The organism is Actinoplanes subtropicus, assembly GCF_000721705.1.
In the GTDB taxonomy this organism is placed as follows: Bacteria; Actinomycetota; Actinomycetes; order Mycobacteriales; family Micromonosporaceae; genus Actinoplanes; species Actinoplanes subtropicus.
Genome location: NZ_JOJL01000035.1, coordinates 42,542 through 58,476, shown reverse-complemented (window position 1 = coordinate 58,476; position 15,935 = coordinate 42,542). Strand labels below are relative to the sequence as shown.

The 15,935-nt window shown below is 70.7% G+C and carries 18 protein-coding genes and 1 pseudogene; 7 read left to right on the top strand and 12 right to left on the bottom strand.

Features of this window, described 5'->3' with window-relative positions; all coding sequences use genetic code 11:
- The first annotated feature begins 140 nt into the window (after positions 1-140).
- Positions 141-1,508 (top strand): helix-turn-helix transcriptional regulator, encoded by a 1,368-nt coding sequence (locus IH26_RS62385; protein WP_211268842.1) that lies wholly within the window; start codon positions 141-143, stop codon positions 1,506-1,508.
- A 474-nt stretch (positions 1,509-1,982) separates the two neighbouring features.
- The gene (locus IH26_RS60395; RefSeq protein ID WP_157437611.1) at positions 1,983-2,315 is read left to right on the top strand and encodes a hypothetical protein; all 333 of its coding nucleotides are present in this window, start codon (positions 1,983-1,985) and stop codon (positions 2,313-2,315) included.
- A gap of 13 nt (positions 2,316-2,328) precedes the next feature.
- Here the strand turns inward: IH26_RS60395 and IH26_RS0139830 are convergent, their stop codons facing one another.
- The 4 genes from IH26_RS0139830 to IH26_RS63480 form a co-directional block, all read right to left on the bottom strand.
- Positions 2,329-3,486: an MFS transporter gene (locus IH26_RS0139830; RefSeq protein WP_051809355.1), complete on the bottom strand. Its 1,158-nt coding sequence runs from the start codon at positions 3,484-3,486 to the stop codon at positions 2,329-2,331.
- Between the two features lie 35 nt (positions 3,487-3,521).
- Complete coding sequence (locus IH26_RS0139825; RefSeq protein ID WP_030441477.1) at positions 3,522-3,704, bottom strand: hypothetical protein; 183 nt, start codon at positions 3,702-3,704, stop codon at positions 3,522-3,524.
- Positions 3,705-3,850: 146 nt separating this feature from the next.
- On the bottom strand, positions 3,851-4,111 hold the full coding sequence (locus tag IH26_RS0139820; RefSeq protein WP_051809353.1) for a DedA family protein: 261 nt from the start codon (positions 4,109-4,111) through the stop codon (positions 3,851-3,853).
- An 11-nt stretch (positions 4,112-4,122) separates the two neighbouring features.
- Complete coding sequence (locus IH26_RS63480) at positions 4,123-4,284, bottom strand: hypothetical protein (protein ID WP_245665898.1); 162 nt, start codon at positions 4,282-4,284, stop codon at positions 4,123-4,125.
- Positions 4,285-4,334: 50 nt separating this feature from the next.
- Between IH26_RS63480 and IH26_RS0139815 the strand changes: the two genes are divergently transcribed.
- Together IH26_RS0139815 and IH26_RS0139810 are read left to right on the top strand one after the other, a co-directional pair.
- Complete coding sequence (locus tag IH26_RS0139815) at positions 4,335-5,087, top strand: ABC transporter permease (RefSeq protein ID WP_030441475.1); 753 nt, start codon at positions 4,335-4,337, stop codon at positions 5,085-5,087.
- A 146-nt stretch (positions 5,088-5,233) separates the two neighbouring features.
- Positions 5,234-5,575: pseudogene (locus tag IH26_RS0139810) on the top strand (imelysin family protein); the annotation flags it as partial.
- 28 nt (positions 5,576-5,603) lie between these two features.
- Here IH26_RS0139810 and efeU read toward each other — a convergent pair.
- The 5 genes from efeU to IH26_RS61620 form a co-directional block, all read right to left on the bottom strand.
- The gene (gene efeU / locus IH26_RS0139805) at positions 5,604-6,437 is read right to left on the bottom strand and encodes an iron uptake transporter permease EfeU (RefSeq protein WP_030441473.1); all 834 of its coding nucleotides are present in this window, start codon (positions 6,435-6,437) and stop codon (positions 5,604-5,606) included.
- A gap of 88 nt (positions 6,438-6,525) precedes the next feature.
- Positions 6,526-9,126, bottom strand: a complete 2,601-nt coding sequence (locus IH26_RS0139800) for an FtsX-like permease family protein (protein ID WP_030441472.1) — start codon at positions 9,124-9,126, stop codon at positions 6,526-6,528.
- Positions 9,123-9,746, bottom strand: coding sequence for an ABC transporter ATP-binding protein (locus IH26_RS0139795; protein WP_051809349.1), 624 nt, complete (start codon positions 9,744-9,746; stop codon positions 9,123-9,125). Before IH26_RS0139795 ends, IH26_RS0139800 begins: the two co-directional genes overlap by 4 nt.
- On the bottom strand, positions 9,743-10,396 hold the full coding sequence (locus IH26_RS0139790) for an ABC transporter ATP-binding protein (protein WP_030441470.1): 654 nt from the start codon (positions 10,394-10,396) through the stop codon (positions 9,743-9,745). The genes IH26_RS0139795 and IH26_RS0139790 overlap by 4 nt, the downstream gene beginning before the upstream one ends.
- Entirely contained in the window at positions 10,393-11,052 is a 660-nt protein-coding gene (locus tag IH26_RS61620; protein ID WP_030441469.1) for a hypothetical protein, read from the bottom strand. Before IH26_RS61620 ends, IH26_RS0139790 begins: the two co-directional genes overlap by 4 nt.
- Here IH26_RS61620 and IH26_RS0139780 point away from each other — a divergent pair.
- The gene (locus IH26_RS0139780; RefSeq protein ID WP_169789884.1) at positions 11,051-12,403 is read left to right on the top strand and encodes a sensor histidine kinase; all 1,353 of its coding nucleotides are present in this window, start codon (positions 11,051-11,053) and stop codon (positions 12,401-12,403) included. The genes IH26_RS61620 and IH26_RS0139780 overlap by 2 nt on opposite strands.
- Here the strand turns inward: IH26_RS0139780 and IH26_RS0139775 are convergent.
- Positions 12,382-13,092 (bottom strand): response regulator transcription factor, encoded by a 711-nt coding sequence (locus IH26_RS0139775; RefSeq protein WP_063763808.1) that lies wholly within the window; start codon positions 13,090-13,092, stop codon positions 12,382-12,384. The two genes, IH26_RS0139780 and IH26_RS0139775, sit on opposite strands and share 22 nt — an antisense overlap.
- 148 nt (positions 13,093-13,240) lie before the next feature.
- Between IH26_RS0139775 and IH26_RS0139770 the strand changes: the two genes are divergently transcribed.
- On the top strand, positions 13,241-13,885 hold the full coding sequence (locus IH26_RS0139770) for a DedA family protein (protein WP_030441466.1): 645 nt from the start codon (positions 13,241-13,243) through the stop codon (positions 13,883-13,885).
- Here IH26_RS0139770 and IH26_RS0139765 read toward each other — a convergent pair.
- Together IH26_RS0139765 and IH26_RS0139760 are read right to left on the bottom strand one after the other, a co-directional pair.
- The gene (locus IH26_RS0139765; protein WP_030441465.1) at positions 13,882-14,772 is read right to left on the bottom strand and encodes a M56 family metallopeptidase; all 891 of its coding nucleotides are present in this window, start codon (positions 14,770-14,772) and stop codon (positions 13,882-13,884) included. The two genes, IH26_RS0139770 and IH26_RS0139765, sit on opposite strands and share 4 nt — an antisense overlap.
- Positions 14,769-15,149, bottom strand: coding sequence for a BlaI/MecI/CopY family transcriptional regulator (locus IH26_RS0139760; RefSeq protein WP_030441464.1), 381 nt, complete (start codon positions 15,147-15,149; stop codon positions 14,769-14,771). Before IH26_RS0139760 ends, IH26_RS0139765 begins: the two co-directional genes overlap by 4 nt.
- A 97-nt stretch (positions 15,150-15,246) precedes the next feature.
- Between IH26_RS0139760 and IH26_RS56555 the strand changes: the two genes are divergently transcribed.
- A complete protein-coding gene (locus IH26_RS56555; protein ID WP_051809345.1) occupies positions 15,247-15,921 on the top strand; it encodes a phosphatase PAP2 family protein in 675 nt (224 codons plus the stop codon).
- The last annotated feature ends 14 nt before the right edge of the window (positions 15,922-15,935 follow it).

The window sequence follows — 15,935 nt, the reverse complement described above, 5'->3', positions numbered from 1 at the left end:
TGCATCGAGATGTCCCGGCACTTGTCGTAACGATGACGGCGACGGTCGCCGCCGTCCGCCGAATGAGGGCTTCCGTCGCCGTTGCATGCCGCCCTAACTATGGAGTGAGAGACGGTGAGTCGTGCGGGCGGAGGGTGAGTGTGGGTGACGTTCCGCCGATAGGGCTGGACGTGGCCGTGGAGGTGGCGCGGATCGCGTCTGCGCCCGGCCGGCTCGAACAGCGGGCGGCGGAACTGCTGGCTTCGCTGCGCCGTTTGGTGCCCTTCGAGGCCGCCTGGATCTCCGTCCTCGGCGAGGACCAGCGCCACGTCCCGCTGGTCACGCAGGGACACGCCGACCCGGTGGGCGCGTACTTCCACGCCCCGTACGCCGCCGAGGAGCTCGAACTGTCCGGTGTGAACCGATCTCAACCGCCGATGCGCCTGCGCGATCTGCCGATGCCGCCCAGCGAGCTACGCGCCTGGACGGACCACTACTGGCCGGCCGGGTTCCGCGAAGGCCTCGGCGTCGGCTTGTTCACCCCGGACGGCAGCCACTTCGGCCATTTGTGCCTGCTCACCGACACCGACAAGCACCCCACCGACACCGCCTGTGGCCTGATCGGCAACCTCGTTCCGGCAATCGCCGGCGCCGTCGACCCGATGCGATCAATCGCGGCGACGGTACCGATCATCCGCGACGCGGCGGCCGGGATCGTCCTTACCCGCGGCGGCAACGCATTGCCGCTGCCGGGCCTGCCCAGCCATCGGCTGCTCACCCCGGATTCGGAGGTGCTCGCCATGGTGGCCGATCAACTGGCCGGCAGGCTCGGACACCTCACGTTTCTGTGCCCCCACCCCGGCCCCGAGCGGGACTACCTCCGGATCACGATGCTGGCACTCCCGCCCCAGCCACCCCACCACCTGGTAGCGGTCGTGATCGTATCGCCTGCCGGTGACCTGGGTGGACTCACCGGCCGCGAACTGACGATCCTCGGCATGCTCATCGAAGACTGGCCCGACCAGCGCATCGCCGTCACCCTGAACCTGCCACTGCCCGTCGTCCTCGAAGCCATCGAGCACATCCTGGTCAAGTTCGCCGCCGCCACCCGCACACTGGCCACCCTCCGGGCAGCCCGCCAAGGCCTGTACGTCCCGCCCTGCCTCAACCCCACCCGCGGCGGCGTAATGCGCGATGGCCTGGCGGCGGGCCCGCATTCCGACGCCCACCTGCCAGCCTCCACCAGCAATCAGACGGCCTCCAGACCGCTGGCGGAAAGGTCGGACGACGTCGACCCTCCCGACGAACGGGGGACCCGGCGACCGGTCGTCCCGACACTGCCGTTGACCCCGCGGGAGACAGAGGTCGCCGAGTTGATCACCGACGGTTACTCCAACTGGCAGATCGCGCAGATGCTGGCCATCGGTCGGCGCACCGTCGAATCCCACGTTGAGCGGATCCTGCAAAAGCTAGCCGTGCGCAACCGCGCGCAGATCGCGGCCTGGATGGCGCGGCGGGTTCGGCCTTGAAAGCGCACTCCGCAGGTTGCACACCGGTCTGCCTATCGCCGATTACCCGGACTTCGACCATTTCGCCATATCCGGTGATGACGTGGTGTGGACGCAGGCGAGCGGCAAGCTGCCCATGCAGGTGTGGACGGCGAATCTGCAAGATTCAGGCCCCGCACGACTACTTACGGATGACACCGGCGATGCGGTATTCGGCGACAATCAGTACGACTTCGTCTTTGCTGACGGCAGGGTGTATTGGACTGCGGCCCCGGACGATTCGAAGATTACCGAGGTTCGCTCGGTGCCGGTTGCCGGTGGCCCCGTCACGATGCGTACCGAGCCCGGCGGATGGACGCTTTCGGCCTGGCCGTGGCTCACTGACGACGCGGCGGGGCTGGACGCGGGCACTACCCGGCTGCGCAACATGATCACCGGACGCGATCTGGCGGTGCTTTCCACCGGCACGGAGGTCGCGGCCTGCACGCCGGTCTGGTGCCGGATGACGGCTGTGCAGGCGGCGATTCCGCGGGCATCTTTCTCATGCACCCCGACGGGTCCGGCAGGCGACGTATCGCTGACGCCAACGCTCAAGCAGCTGTCACGGACGTCGCGGTGCTCGACCGGTTCGAGATCATCCTCGAATCCGGGCCCGCCACCGACGCGACCGGCATCGCCGCGTTGCTCGTGTACGACATCAGCAGCGGTCACACGGTTAACCTGTCGCCCGCAACGAAAGGCGCGTTCGTCCGCAACGAGGTGCTGTGGTGGGCCACCGGCGCCGAAGACACCACGATCTGGCACTCGGTGGACCTCAGAACGGCTTAGACAGAACCTCGCATTAACCCGGGCCGGCACTGTGAGTCGGCGGAAGCCGCGTGAGTGTGATCGCGGCCAGTAGTGCAGCGATGGCGCACACCGACCACACGATCATGTACCCGGAGAGGGGTGCGTGTCCGGCGGCCGGGTCGTCGAGGGAACCGGTGGCGGTCAGCGCGATCGCGAAGATCGACGATGCGATCGCGCCGCCGACGGTTTTCGTGGCGTTCGTCATCCCGGTCGCCAGGCCGGTTGCGGCAGGCGGCGCGCCGGCGGCGGCCGAGGCCGGCAGCGCGGCGACCAGGGCGCCCGAGCCGATCCCGGCGATCACCATGTTGATCACAGCCTGCAACGGGGTGGCGTGGAACGGCAACCAGAGCGCGTAGCCGACGGCGACCAGCAGGCAGTACAGGACGTAAGCCGTGCGGGTGCCCAGCAGCCGCGAGACCGCGGGGAGCGTGAACGCCCCGATCGCCAGGCTGATGACATAGACGCCGATGAGCGCGGAGACGAATGACGCGCCGGCGCCGAGCCCGTATCCGGGGATGTCCGGATCGGTCCGCGCGAACGTGGACAGCGGAATCTGCGCCCCGAGCACCGACATGCCGAAAAGAAACGCCGTCAACTGCACCGGCCACTGCCTGGGCAATGCGAGCAGGCGCACGTCGACGAACGGATGCTCGCGCCCGGCCTCGAATCGGGCGAAAACGACGAGCGCGGCAATGCCGAGGACGATCAGGCCCCAGGCCAGGATGCTCGCCGCGCCTTGCAGGCGGATGGTGATGAGCCCAGCCATGACGAGGCCCAGTGTGAGGGTCAGCAGGCAGAATCCCGGCAGATCGGGGTCGGTCATTCCCTGCCCGGGCACATGCTCGATGCCGACGACGACGAGGACCAGCACGAGCGAGACAGCGATCGCGGGCAGCGCGAGGACGACCGGCATGGAGGTCGACTCGACGAGCGCACCGCTGGTCAGCGCGCCGACGATCACGGCGAGTTCGAGGGCACCGACGAGGATTGCCGCCGCGTTGCGGGTGAGCGCGTGCTGGCGAGGGCTGCCGGCCGTACGCCGGTAAATGATCGAGATTTCCATCGGCAGCCAGACGACGTACGCGCCCTGCAGCGCGAAGCCGATGACGCGCCTGCGCCGGTCGGGGTCGTGCTCGGACCATGTCGCCACAGGCCCACCCCGGCGGCACGGATGGGGACAGGTACTCAGGCGAGATTCTGGAGCAGACGCCGGTACCACGTCACCCCGTCGTGAAAGTCCTTCACGCCTACGCGTTCATCGTAGGAGTGGATCGCGGCACGTTGATCCTTCGACATCCGCAGCGGCGCGAAACGGTAGATCCGCGGGCAGATAGCGATGAAGTGCCGGGAGTCGGTCGCGGCCATCATGATATAGGGAACTGTGACAGCCTCAGGGAACGAAGAACGCCGGGACCACACTCACCTACGTCCAGGCCGACATCCAGGAGGTGGCCGCCGCCCTGAGCGGCCTGACGGGCGAGCCGCACCCACTCACCCAGCCCGCGGCCATGACCTCACCGCGGACTTCCCACCGGTGCCGGACCCCGGACGCAGCGGGGCAGGGCGGAAACGAGTGCCCGCATCAGGCCGACCCAGCGGCCCACCAGTACCGCCCAGTTGCCGTGCCGGCGTGTGTAGGTCTCGGCCTTGGCACAGCGCGCCTCGCCGATGAACCGGCCGGCTCGACTGGACTTGATCGCGAGCCCGCCATGCCGGCCGATCTCGTAGCCTACGGAGTCACCGGCGATCGCGGCGGCGACGGCGAGCGCCACCATTCCGGGCAGGCTCAGCCGCCCCGTTCCCGCCAGAACCCCGCCGACCAGCAGCGCGGACTCGCCGGAAGCACCAGGCCGACGAACGCCGCGGACTCCCCGAAGGCAGGCAGGCCGATCATGAGGTACCTGAGCCATCGTGGGACCGCCATGATGAGCTGCAGGACGTGGTTCACGATCGGCAACCTCCGGCAGGGCACCTTAAGGATCGGTGAAAGGCGGGACGGTGAATCAGGCAGCGGTCTCGATCGGACCGGTCCTGGTCGTGGTGCTGGCCGGGCTGCTGCTGCTGGCCGTGGCCGCGGCGGTGGTCGGCCGGCTGGGCGTCGGTCGAGCGGTCGTCTTCGCGTCGCTGCGAGCCGTCGTACAGCTGGCCGCGGTGTCGCTTTTGATCGCTGCGGTGTTGCGGTCGTGGTGGGCCACTGCGGCGTTCATCACGCTGATGGTGGTCGTTGCCGCGGCCACTTCCGGCCGCCGGATCGGTTCCTGGAGTTTCGTCCGGTTCACGATTCTGCCGATCGTGGCCGGGGCGTTGCCGGCGGGCGTGCTGATCGTCGTCGCCGGAACGGTGCCGCTGACGGAGGTGGCGGTGCTGCCGATCGCCGGGATTCTGATCGGCGGGGCGATGACCGCGACGTCGTTGTCCGGCCGGCGAGCGCTGGACGAACTGCATGGCCGGTACGGCGAGTACGAGGCAGCGCTGGCCCTCGGCTTCTTGCCCCGCGACGCCGTGCTGCTGGTCTGCCGGCCGACCGCGGGGCGGGCGCTGGTCCCGGCGCTCGACCAGACGCGCACGGTGGGACTGGTCACCCTGCCCGGCGCGTTCGTCGGGGTCCTGCTCGGCGGTGGCTCGGCCGTTCAGGCCGGCGCGACCCAGCTGATCGTGCTGGTCGCGCTGCTCGCGGTCGAGGCGATAGCGGTCGCCGTGACCATCGAGCTGGTCGCCCGCGGGCCGCTGCGCCGTTCCGAGGCCGCGTGATGCCGCCGCTTGACTACACCTACAAGTTGTAGGAGATTCGGCGGGTCAGATTGCCTTGCCTCAAGGCGTGAGTCTCCATGCGCACACACCGGTTGCTCGCCGTGGCTGGTGTCGCCGGCGCGGTTGCCGTCGGCCTCAGCGGCTGTTCCGGCGCCAAGTCGCTGCTGGACGAGGTCGCCACCGGGAAGATCACCGGTGAGGAGGATAGGTACTCGCACACCGATTTGTGGGACTTCGCCGGGAATATCGAAGGGTCGAAAGCTGCCATCGGGGCGCTCCGTCCGGTTCTGCAGCAACGTGCTCCCGAGCTGGTGCGAAGGATCGACGCGGGGTTCGGGGCGGTCGACGCGGCGCTGGCCAAGCATCGGGCCGGCGACGGCTACCGGCTGCACACGGAGCTGTCCAAGACCGATCTCAGGGAGCTCTCGGATGTGATCAATGCGGTCGCCGAGCCGATCAGCAAGGTGGCCGGGGTGATCGCCCGCTAAGCTCGGCCGCCGGCCAGGTGCCAGGCCGTCAGGCGGCGGCCGGTACCCGCGCGCGGACCGGGCGGAAGAACAAGTACAAGACCACGATGGCGTACGCCAGCCAGATCGTTACCTCGAGGATGGTTGCCGAAGGGGTCACGTTGATCGTGGCGGCCAGCACCGTGCCGTACCAGGAGGCTGGCTCGATGGTGTGGGACAGGTCGTACGCGGTTGTGGTCGAGCCCGGCAGGAGCCCCGCTACCTGGAAGCCGTGCACCGCGTACTTGATGATGCCGGCGGCCACCAGCACGAGCAGTGCGCCGGTCCAGGTGAACAGTCGGCCGAGGTTGACCCGGGCCACGGCGGCGTACATCAGCCAGCCGAGCAGGACCGCGGAGGCGACGCCGGCGATCATGCCGAGCAGCGGGGCGACGGTCTCGGTGGCGGCCTGCGCGGCGGCGAAGACGAGCAGCACCATCTCGACGCCCTCGCGGATCACGGCGACGAAGGCGAGCGCGGCGACGGCCGCCTTGCCCAGGCCTAGCGCCACGGTGAGCCGATCGGTCATCTCGGTCTTGATGGTGCGGGCGCTGCGCCGCATCCAGAAGATCATCCAGGTGACCATGGACACCGCGATCAGGGAACTGACGGCTTCGAACAGTTCCAGCCGTACGCCGGAGAGCAGTGACGTGGCGACGTAGGTGAGCACAACGCCCAGGGCGGCGGCGCACACCACGGCGGCGCCGACCCCGGCCCACAGCGGGAGCAGTCCGTCCCGGCGCTTGGCCCGGGCCAGGACCGTGACCAGGATCGAGACGACGAGCGCCGCCTCGAGGCCGTCGCGCAGGCCGATGAGATAGCTGGCGAAGAACGCGCCGCCCACGTGGTCGCTCCCAGGGTTAGTTGAGCCTTACCTGACCTGGACAAGCTCCTACGCGGTGTAGGAGCTTGTCAAGCCAGGTGGTCGACGGTCACAGATCCCGCAGCCGGGACGGGTCGACTCGGCCGGCCCAGCGGGTTGCCAGCGTCGTCGCCAGCGCCGCGCTCGCGATCGCGGCGGCCAGGACTGCGCCGACGAACAGCCACGGCACCGCCGGGTGCTGCGGCGGCGGGTCGAAGATGCCGTTCAACACCTTGATCAGCTCGGCGGCGATCACCGTCGCCGCGGCCAGTCCACCGATCGCGCCGGCAATGGTTAGCGCCCGTGCCTCGGTCCAGAGGAATCCGGACCGCTGCCGGGGGGAGGCGTCCAGGATCGCGAGCGCGGTGGTCGAGCGCCGCCGTTGGGTGGCGCCGACCACCAGCACCAGGCCGGCGCTGGCGGCGGCGAGCAGAATCCCGAAGGCCAGCGTCAGCCGGGAGAGGCCGGACAGGCTGCCGGCCGCGAGCCCGGATGCCGAGGGCACCGCGACCCGGGGAGCGGTGATGTCGTTGACCAGCGCCGCCGCTGGGGCATGGATGGCCGCCGCCACCGAGGCCGGCCGGTCGGTGCGCACCAGCAGGGTCTGCACGGCCGAGAGCCCGGTGGCGGAGGCTATGTACGACCGGTTGGCCAGCACGAAGCTGTCCCGCGGCGCGGTGGCGAACTCGGTGATCACGCCGACGACGTGGAAGCGCACGGTGCGGTAGGCGCCGCCGGTGTCCTTGAGGCGCAGCTGCACTGTGTCGCCGGTGCGCAGCTGGTAGTCGTGCAGCGTCTCCTGGGAGAGCAGGGCGCCGTCGGGTGTGGCGGCGAGCCGGCCGAGCGCTGTCTTGATCGAGCTGCCGGGCGTGAACGCGTCCTGCAGGGGAGCGGCGCGGCCGATGGTGGCGGCGTCGATGCCGTACAGGTCCTGCAGGTCCGGTCCGACGTAGACGAGCCGGTGGCTGACCTGCTCGACGGCGGCGGCGCCGGGGACGGCGGCGATCGCCGGATCGAGGCCGGTTGTGCTGTCCGGGGGGAGGGTGACCGCGACGTCCGACCCGACGGTGAGCGCGGTGTCGAGGCGTGCCTGCTGGTCGTAGGTGTGGGTGAACACCGCCGCCGATACGGTGACGGCGACGGCGATCGCGAGTCCTGTGACGCCGCGGGCTATCGGGATCCGGCGGCGGCGGACGACGTCGTGGCGCAGGTCGGGCATGCTCCCGCTGCGGTCGGCGTCGGGCGTGCGGGCGGCCCGGTTGAGGGCCAGCACGGTCACTCGCCAGATCAGCAATGCCATGCCGGGCCAGGCCAGGGCCGGGGCCAGCAGGGCGGCGTAGTTCACCGACGCGACCGGTACGCCTTCGGGAACGACCACTACCTGGTAGCCGCCGCGCGCGGTCAGCCAGAACACGATCGCGGAGCCGGTCAGCAGCACCACGTCGAGGCCGAGGCGCAGCGCGAGCGGCGTTCGGGTCGGCGGAAGCGGATTCACGCCCGCCTGTACTGTCGGTGCGGAGCCGCGCAGCGTCCGAGCGAGCGGCGTGAGCTCGGTGGCCAGCGCCAGCAGTACGCCGGTCAGTGCTCCGGCGATGAGCCAGGTCGTCGAGGGATCGCCGTACGGCCCGAAGCGGGGCGCCAGCAAGGCGACGCCGACCCCGACGGCCGCGCCGATCAGCCCGTCGAGCAGTGCGGTGCCGCCGATCAGGATCGCCGCCCGCCGGGGGCTGACGCCGCGGAGGCGCAGCAGCGCGAGGTCCCGGCGCTGCCGGTCGTTGCGCAGCGAGACGACCAGCGCGGTGACCACCCCGGCCAGCAGCAGACCGGGCACGCCGAGCAGCAGAACCAGCAGCCGGGCGTAGATGGCATCCTCGCGGGCGGCCGACAAGGAGGTGCCGAGGTTGTCGCCGATCAGGGCGCCACCGGCCACCGCCGCGACGAGGTGGTTGGCCCGGCGGGTGACCTCATCGGCGGCCTTCGCCGGGTCGGTGGGCAGGCTCGCGCGTTCGAGCCGGAGGTGGAATTGGTGCACCACCGTGGCGCCGGCGGTCAGTGTGGTGAACCGGGCCGGGCTGACCAGCAGCACGTTGTCCGGTGGGGCGCTGGCGCCGGACCCCGGCGGTGCGCCGACGACCTGGAAGAACGAATCGGCGTTGGGCAGGTCGGCCACGCCGGTGACCTGCGCGGTCCGCCGGGCGCCCAAGACGGTCACGGTCGTGCCGGGTGCGGCGCTCAGATTCGACGCTGTCTGCTGCTGCAGGATCACGCCATCGGCGGCGCCGACGAGCAAGCGGATCTCGCCGGGGGCGAAGGATCGGTAGTCGTCGGGGACGGACACGACATAGGCCGCGCCGGTCGTGCGGGTCCCGCCATCGGCGGAGACCGAGCTCAGGCCCGGCACCTTGGCGTAGTCGACGGCACGGAAGCGGAGCAGCCCCGGGATGTCGCGCAGGGCCGTTGCCGTAACCGCGGGATCGCTGCCCGGTGTGACCTGGACCTGCCAGTCGACCGGAACCCGAGCAGCGGCCCGCAGCGTCAGCCGCGCCCCCGTCTGGGCGGTGAACGATCCGAGCAGGATCAGAAACGCGACCGTCAGCGCTACGGACACCGCGGCCGCGATCGTCTCGGCCGGGCGCCGCCGCAGGGATTGCAGCACGTATCGAAGGTTCATCGGGCAAGCTCCTGGTCGGCCCGTCCGGCGATCGCGACCTGGGCCGGAAAGCGGCTGGCGACATTCGGGTCGTGCGTCGCGACGACGAGTGCGGTTGCCGTGCTCGACGCGTACGCGGAAAGGGTGTTGATCGTTTGAACGCCGGTGGCCAGGTCCAGGGCCGCCGTGGGTTCGTCGGCCAGCAGTAGGCGCGGCTCGACCGCCAGCGCGCGGGCGATCGCGACCCGTTGCTGCATGCCGCCGGAGAGTTCGGCGGGCAGCGCGTCGTCGATGTCGTCGAGGCCGAGTGAGGCCAGGTGAACCCGGGCCCGTTCGTTGGCGTCGGCGGGCGCGATGCCGCGGATCCGGAGGCCGAGGGTGGCGTTCTGGAGGGCGGTCAGCTCGGGCACGAGCGACGGGGCCTGGGGCACGTAGACGACCTCCGCGGGCTTCAGGCGCAGGTCGATCGATCCGGTCGTCGGGATGATCAGTCCGGCGAGGACGAGCAGCAGGGTGGTCTTGCCGGAGCCCGATCGGCCGGTCACCGCGCATTGATCGCCGGCCGCAAGCTTCAGGGACACGGAATCGAGCAGGACTCGGCCGCCCAGGCTGACCGAGACGTTCGTGGCGGCCAGGATCACGTCAGCCTCCCGTCGGCCAGATGCAGAACCCGGTCGGCGTGGGCCGCGACCGCCGGGGAGTGGGTGACGATGACGGTCGCGCCGTCGTGGGGGCGCCAGGCGTCGATCAGGCCGAGGATGGTGCTTTCCTCGTCGCGGCTGACCTCGGCCGTGGGTTCGTCGGCGAGCAGCACGGTCGGCGAGCCGGCGAGCGCCACCGCGAGGCCGGCCCGGGCGGTCTCGCCTCCTGACAAGGTGCGAGGAAGGCTGGCGCGGACCGCCGTAAGGCCGAGCCCGTCGATGAGCTCGGCCGGGCTCGGCCCGCCCGCCCGGCCGAGCGACGCGGCCAGTTGGATGTTCTCCCGCACGCTGAGGTGGCCGAACAGGCCGCTGCTCTGGGTGAGGATGCCGATGTGTTCGGCACGGATCCGGGCCGCGGCCGCCGGGCTGCGATGACTCAGCCGCTGACCGGCCACGTGCACGGCGCCTCCGTCCGGATCATCGAGGCCGGCCAGCAGGCTCAGCAGTGTCGACTTGCCGGAGCCGGAGGGCCCGGTAACGGCGACGGTTTCGCCGGTCGCGCAGACGACCGAGACATCTTTCAGGGCCGGGATCTCGGTGTCGCCGCGCCGGTAGAAGCGGTGCAGGCCGCGGGCTTCCAGCGGCGTCATAGGATCTTCAGGCTGGTGATCATGGTGTGGTACGCGTCGACGTTGTCGGCGCCGACCGGGCCGAACAACTCGACGATGACCTCACGGCCGTTCGCCACCAGTTCGTAGCGTTCCACCTCGTCGCGGTACTGCCGGCCGGTGACCTGGTCGGGCGCCGAGTTGCGGCGGTAGACGATGCGCACGCCGTGGCCGGCCGGCACGCTCGCGTCGGTGATGCCGCGCAGCTCGAACGCGGCCTGGTTGCGCGCCAGTTCGGGGACGTCCTGCTGTTTGGCGGTGGTGGTGGTCGGCGCGGTGGTGGCCGTGCCGACGGTGGCCTGGACGCCGTTGAGCTTGTCGGTGAAGGTGACGGTGGAGCCGTGAGTCTTCTCGGCCCAGCCCTCGGGGTGGGTGAACCGGTATCGCCCGGCGGCGTTCGTGTAGGCGACGAACGCGATGTTGTCCGGGATGTCGCCGGGCGGGTTGCTCTCGGCCGCGACCGCGGATTGCGGGGCGGCGCTCGGCCCGGCGCTCGGCCCGGCGCTGGCCGGCGCCGCGGAGGCGATCGCCGTGGGGATGGTGGCTGTCGGAGTGCTGGCGGCGGGGCTGCCGGAGCTGCACCCGGCCACCAGCACGACCAGCACGCCCGACACGGTATACGGATTTGCTCGTCTCATGCCGGCGACGCTAGGCGGGGGTCGGCCATCGCCCGGACAACGAAAGGTAAAGGCCCACTTTGCCTTTGCCCGCCCTACAGTCCAAAGCATGAGCCGAGCGCGAATTCGCAGCACACGGTCGCGGGTGCACAACGCGATCGTGCTGGTCGTGACGCTGGCGCTGCTTCTGTTCGGGGTGCCGCTGGCGGTGGTGCTGGATCGATTGGTCACCAGCCAGGCCCTGACCGGACTGCAGCGCGACGCGACCAGGGGCGTGGCGGCGGTGCCGGACAACATCCTCGAGGCCGGTACGCCGGTGCGGGTACCGGCCGGGACCAACGATTTCCTGATCGCGGTGTACGACGCGCAAGGGACCCGGGTCGCCGGTGCCGGCCCGCTGCGGTCGGCGCTGGCCGGCCGGGCTGTCGACGGGCATGAACACGACGGTCATGACGGGGCGGACCTCGCTGTCGTGGTGCCGGTGCTGTCCGACACGACGATCGCCGGCAGCGTCCGGGCCGCCGTTCCGCTGGGGCGGCTGCGAGCGCAGAGTTATCGGATCTGGGGGCTGCTCGCGGCGCTGGCGTTGCTGGTGATCGCCGTGGCGGTCCTGCTCGCATGGCGATCGGCGATCCGCATCGCCCGGCCCTTCGAGAATCTGACGGTAGCCGCGCGGAGCTTGGGCGACGGGCAGTACGACGTGCACCTGCCGCATTGCGGCGTCACCGAGGCCGACGCGGCCGGCGATGCGCTGCGCGACAGCGCCCGGCAGATCGAGGAGCTGCTGCGAGACGAGCGCAATTTCGTCCGGGATGCTTCTCATCAGCTGAGGACGCCGCTCGCCGCAGTTCTGCTCGCCCTGGAACAGCCGGTGCCGGATGTGCCCACCGCCGTCGCCCGGGCCCGGGACCTCGAGACCACGATCGCGGATCTGGTGCTGCTGCGACGGCGCACCGGGCGCGGCACCGCGGACCCTGTCCTGATCGCCGAGGCGGCGGTCCGGCGGTGGAGTACCGCCACCCGGCGCGTGATCCTGCGCAGCGACAGCGATCGGCCCGTGGCGATCAGCGGGCCGGCCTTGCGGCAGAGCCTCGACGTGCTCGTCGACAACGCACTACGCCACGGCCGCGGGACCGTCACCGTGACGGTTGAGCCCTACGGCGACAGCGTGGTCATCGAGGTCGCCGACGAAGGAAACGGGTTCGCCGACAATGCGGCCTTCGGAACAGGGCTGACACTCGCGACGGGCCTCATCGAGCGCGCCGGCGGGTCGTTGCTGATCCGACGTCGTACACCTCAGCCGCGGGTGGCCTTGCTGGTGCCCGAAGCTCCCTCGCCGGAGGACCTCGTTCAGTCCGGCTCGAAGCGGTAGCCATAGCCGCGCAGGGTGGCGATCCGGTCCCATCGGTCGCCGGCCTCGGCCAGCTTGCGGCGGACGCTGGCCACGTGCACATCCAGCGTCTTCGTCGAGCCCGCCCAGTGCATGTCCCACACGACATCCATCAGGTGCTCGCGGCGTACCGCTTCGCCGGCCGCGGCGACCAGGACGGCCAGCAGCTCGTGTTCCTTCGGCCGCAGGGCGACCTCCTGCTCGCCGACCCAGGCCCGTCGTGCCCCCTGATCCAGCCGGACCGGGCCGGCCCGCAGCTCCGGCGGCCCGGTCTCGCCGCGGCGCCGCAGATGGGCGCGTAACCGCGCCCGCAGCTCCGCCGGACGGAACGGCTTCGTGACGAAGTCGTCGGCGCCGCCGTCGAGCGCGCACACCGCGTCGGTCTCGTCCGTCCGGGCGGTCACCACCACCACGACGACCTCCGCGTGCTGCTCGCGGATCGCCGTGCACAGCTCGAGGCCGTCGGCGTCGGGTAGCCCCAGATCCAGGATGATCAGATCGGGCACCCGATCGGCGATCAACCGGAGAGCGTCGGCCGCCGTACGCGCCCAGCGGACCTCGTGACCGTCCGCGGCGAGGACACCGGCCAGACCCGAACCGACTCCTTGATCGTCCTCGACGACCAGAACCTTGGACGGGATGGTCAAGCCGTTCACGAGCAGATCGCTCATGTACGCACGGTAACCCCGGTGGGCCGGCGGTTCCCAGCTCAGCGATTCAGCGAATCTTCAGCATCTCCTACAAGTTGTAGGTTTACGGTTGGCGGGTCCGGGCATCGCCACGAACGACGCGGAGCCGATGGAGAGGGACCCGAAATTCATGACGTCAGCGCTGGGCCCATCGTTTCTCGACCCGCAATGGCTGATCTCCACCTTCGGACTGATCGGCATTCTGGCCATCGTCTTCGCCGAGTCCGGGCTGCTGATCGGGTTCTTCCTGCCCGGCGACTCGCTGCTGTTCACCGCCGGCCTGCTGGTCGCCGACGGGCGGTATCTGCACGTGCCGCTGTGGCTGATGTGCGCGCTGGTGTCCGTCGCGGCGGTGGCCGGCGACCAGTTCGGGTACTGGTTCGGGCACCGGTTCGGCCCGGGGCTGTTCCGGCGGCCCGACTCGCGGCTGTTCAAGCAGGAGAATCTGGCCCGCGGCGGGGCCTTCTTCGCCAAGTACGGCGCCCGCTCGATCGTGCTCGCCCGGTTCGTGCCGATCGTGCGTACCTTCACCCCGATCGTGGCCGGCGCGAGCCGCATGCACTACCGGACGTTTCTCGCCTACAACGTCGTCGGCGGTGCGCTCTGGGCCACAGGCGTGACGGTACTCGGCTATTTCCTCGGCCAGGTCGCCTTCGTGAAGAACAATATCGAGTTCATCCTCGTCGGCATCGTCGTGCTGTCGGTGATCCCGATCGGCGTCGAGTTCCTGCGCAGCCGACAGCGCGCTCGATCGGGGGGAAACGAGCCGCGCTAGAGCCACGCCCGGGCGAGATCGACGAACGCCTCGGTGGCCGCTGCGGCGACGGCGACGATGGTTGCGGCGAGCAGCGCCGGCCCGGCGAGACGCCGCCGCAGCGGGGCGGGAGTTGGTCGAATCAGTGCTTGCACGCGCTGGACCGCCGCGCTGCCGCCGATGCTGAGCACCGGGCCGGCTCCGGAACCGGACGCGGCGAGGGTGGCTCGGGCCACCGCCTGGGCGGTCAGGTCACGATCGCCGACATCGGCGGCCGCGTCCTCGTCGGCCCACCGTTCGACCAGGAATTCGACGGCCGTGCGGACCGGGATCAGCAGCGGGTTCAGCGCGGCGGCCGCTGCCGCGGCGGCGGTGAGCCGGTGGTGGCGGTGGGCGAGGTGGGCCCGCTCGTGCGCGAAGACCACCTGGCGCTCGTCCGTGCTCAGCAGCCGCAGAATGCCGGTGGTGACCAGCAGATGGCCGGGGCTGCGCGCCGTTCCGGGGACCGCGACGGCCATCGGCGCCGACCAGTCGGCGATGACCAGGTCGTGGATGGGTTCGCCGATGGCGCGCAGCCGCCGGTTGGTGCCGACCCGGCGGTGCACGTCTGCGGCCAGCCGCAGAGTCCCGCAGATCAGCAGGAGCCCGGCGAGCAGGGCGACCGCGCCCGGCACCGGCTCGGGCAGTTCCAGCGTCGGATGATCGTCGAGGGCGGCCAGCGGTGGCAGGTCGTCCAGCATGGTCAGCGCGAGCATGACCAGCGACCAGGTCGACGCGGCCGCGGCGAGCACCGCGGTGGCGGTGAGGGTCCAGGCCGCCGGCCCGGGCGCGCCGCGGGCAGCGATGCGGCGGGCGGCGACGGCCAGCGGCAGCGCCAGGATCAGCGGCAGGTAGACGCTGATCGTCATGGCCGGCGCCGCCGTTCGGCGCCGGCCAGCAGCCGGCTAAGCAGCTCCGCGTCGGACCGGTCGAGAGATTCCGCGAACAGTTGGAGCACGGTGTGCCGGTCCGGGCGATCCGCGAGCGTCTCCTTCATCTGGGACGCGGCCGCGGCGGCGGCGTCCCGGGCGGGCCAGTAGGCGTGCCCGCGGCCGGCGCGGTGCCGCTCGACGGATTTCTTGTCGTGCAGGCGGAAGAGCACGGTCTGCACGGTGTTGTAGGCCAGGTCACCGCCGAGCGCCTGGTGTACTTCCGCCGCTGTCATCGGGTCGTCTGCCGTCCATAGGACGCCCATGACTGCCGCCTCGAGCGTGCCGGGCGGTCGTCGGCTGTCTTTCGTTGTCACCGTCGCTGACCTCCGCCCCCAGACTATCGTTCGGTGATCCGGTGTCGGGCTCATTGACGATTTATCTCCTACAAGATGTAGGAGATAGGCTCGGAGGATGGCTGTCACCGTCGGGCGCCGCGTGTCGCGGTGGTGGCTGGTCGGCGCCGCGGCGGCGGGGTTCGTCCTGCTAGCAGCACTCGTCCTCGGCCACGTCGATCCGCTGCTGGATTTCGACGAGCGGGTGAGCCGTACCGCGCGCTCGGCGGCGCTGGCGCATCCGCTCCTGCGGGCCGCGATGTCCGCCGTCACGTTTACCGGCAGCACTCGCGTTCTCGGCCCGCTCGCGGCGCTGGGCTGCGTGATCCTGCTGGCGTTCAGGCGGTGGCGGCAGGCGGTCTTCGTGGCCGTCGCCATGATCACTACGGTTGCGATCCGGCTGATCGTGGTGACGCTTATCGCGCGAACCCGGCCGACCGAGCCGTTGGTGGCGGTTGCGAGTTTCTCCTTCCCCTCCGGCCACAGCACCGCGTCCGCGGCGGCGGCCCTGGTCCTGGTCGTGGTCTGCCGCCCACTGCTGCGCCGCGGGTGGAGCCGCGTGCTGCTGTACGTCGTCGCCGGGTCCTGGGCTGTTGCGGTCGGCCTCAGCCGGGTCGTGCTCGCGGTGCACTGGCCGACCGACGTGCTCGGCGCCTGGCTGTTCGTCCTGATCATCGTCCCCGCGACCGGTTTGCTGCTGGACCGGCTGTCGCCGGTGACCCCTAGTGAGCCCCTCGGGGATGACCCTGATTGACGGTGCCGCACCGC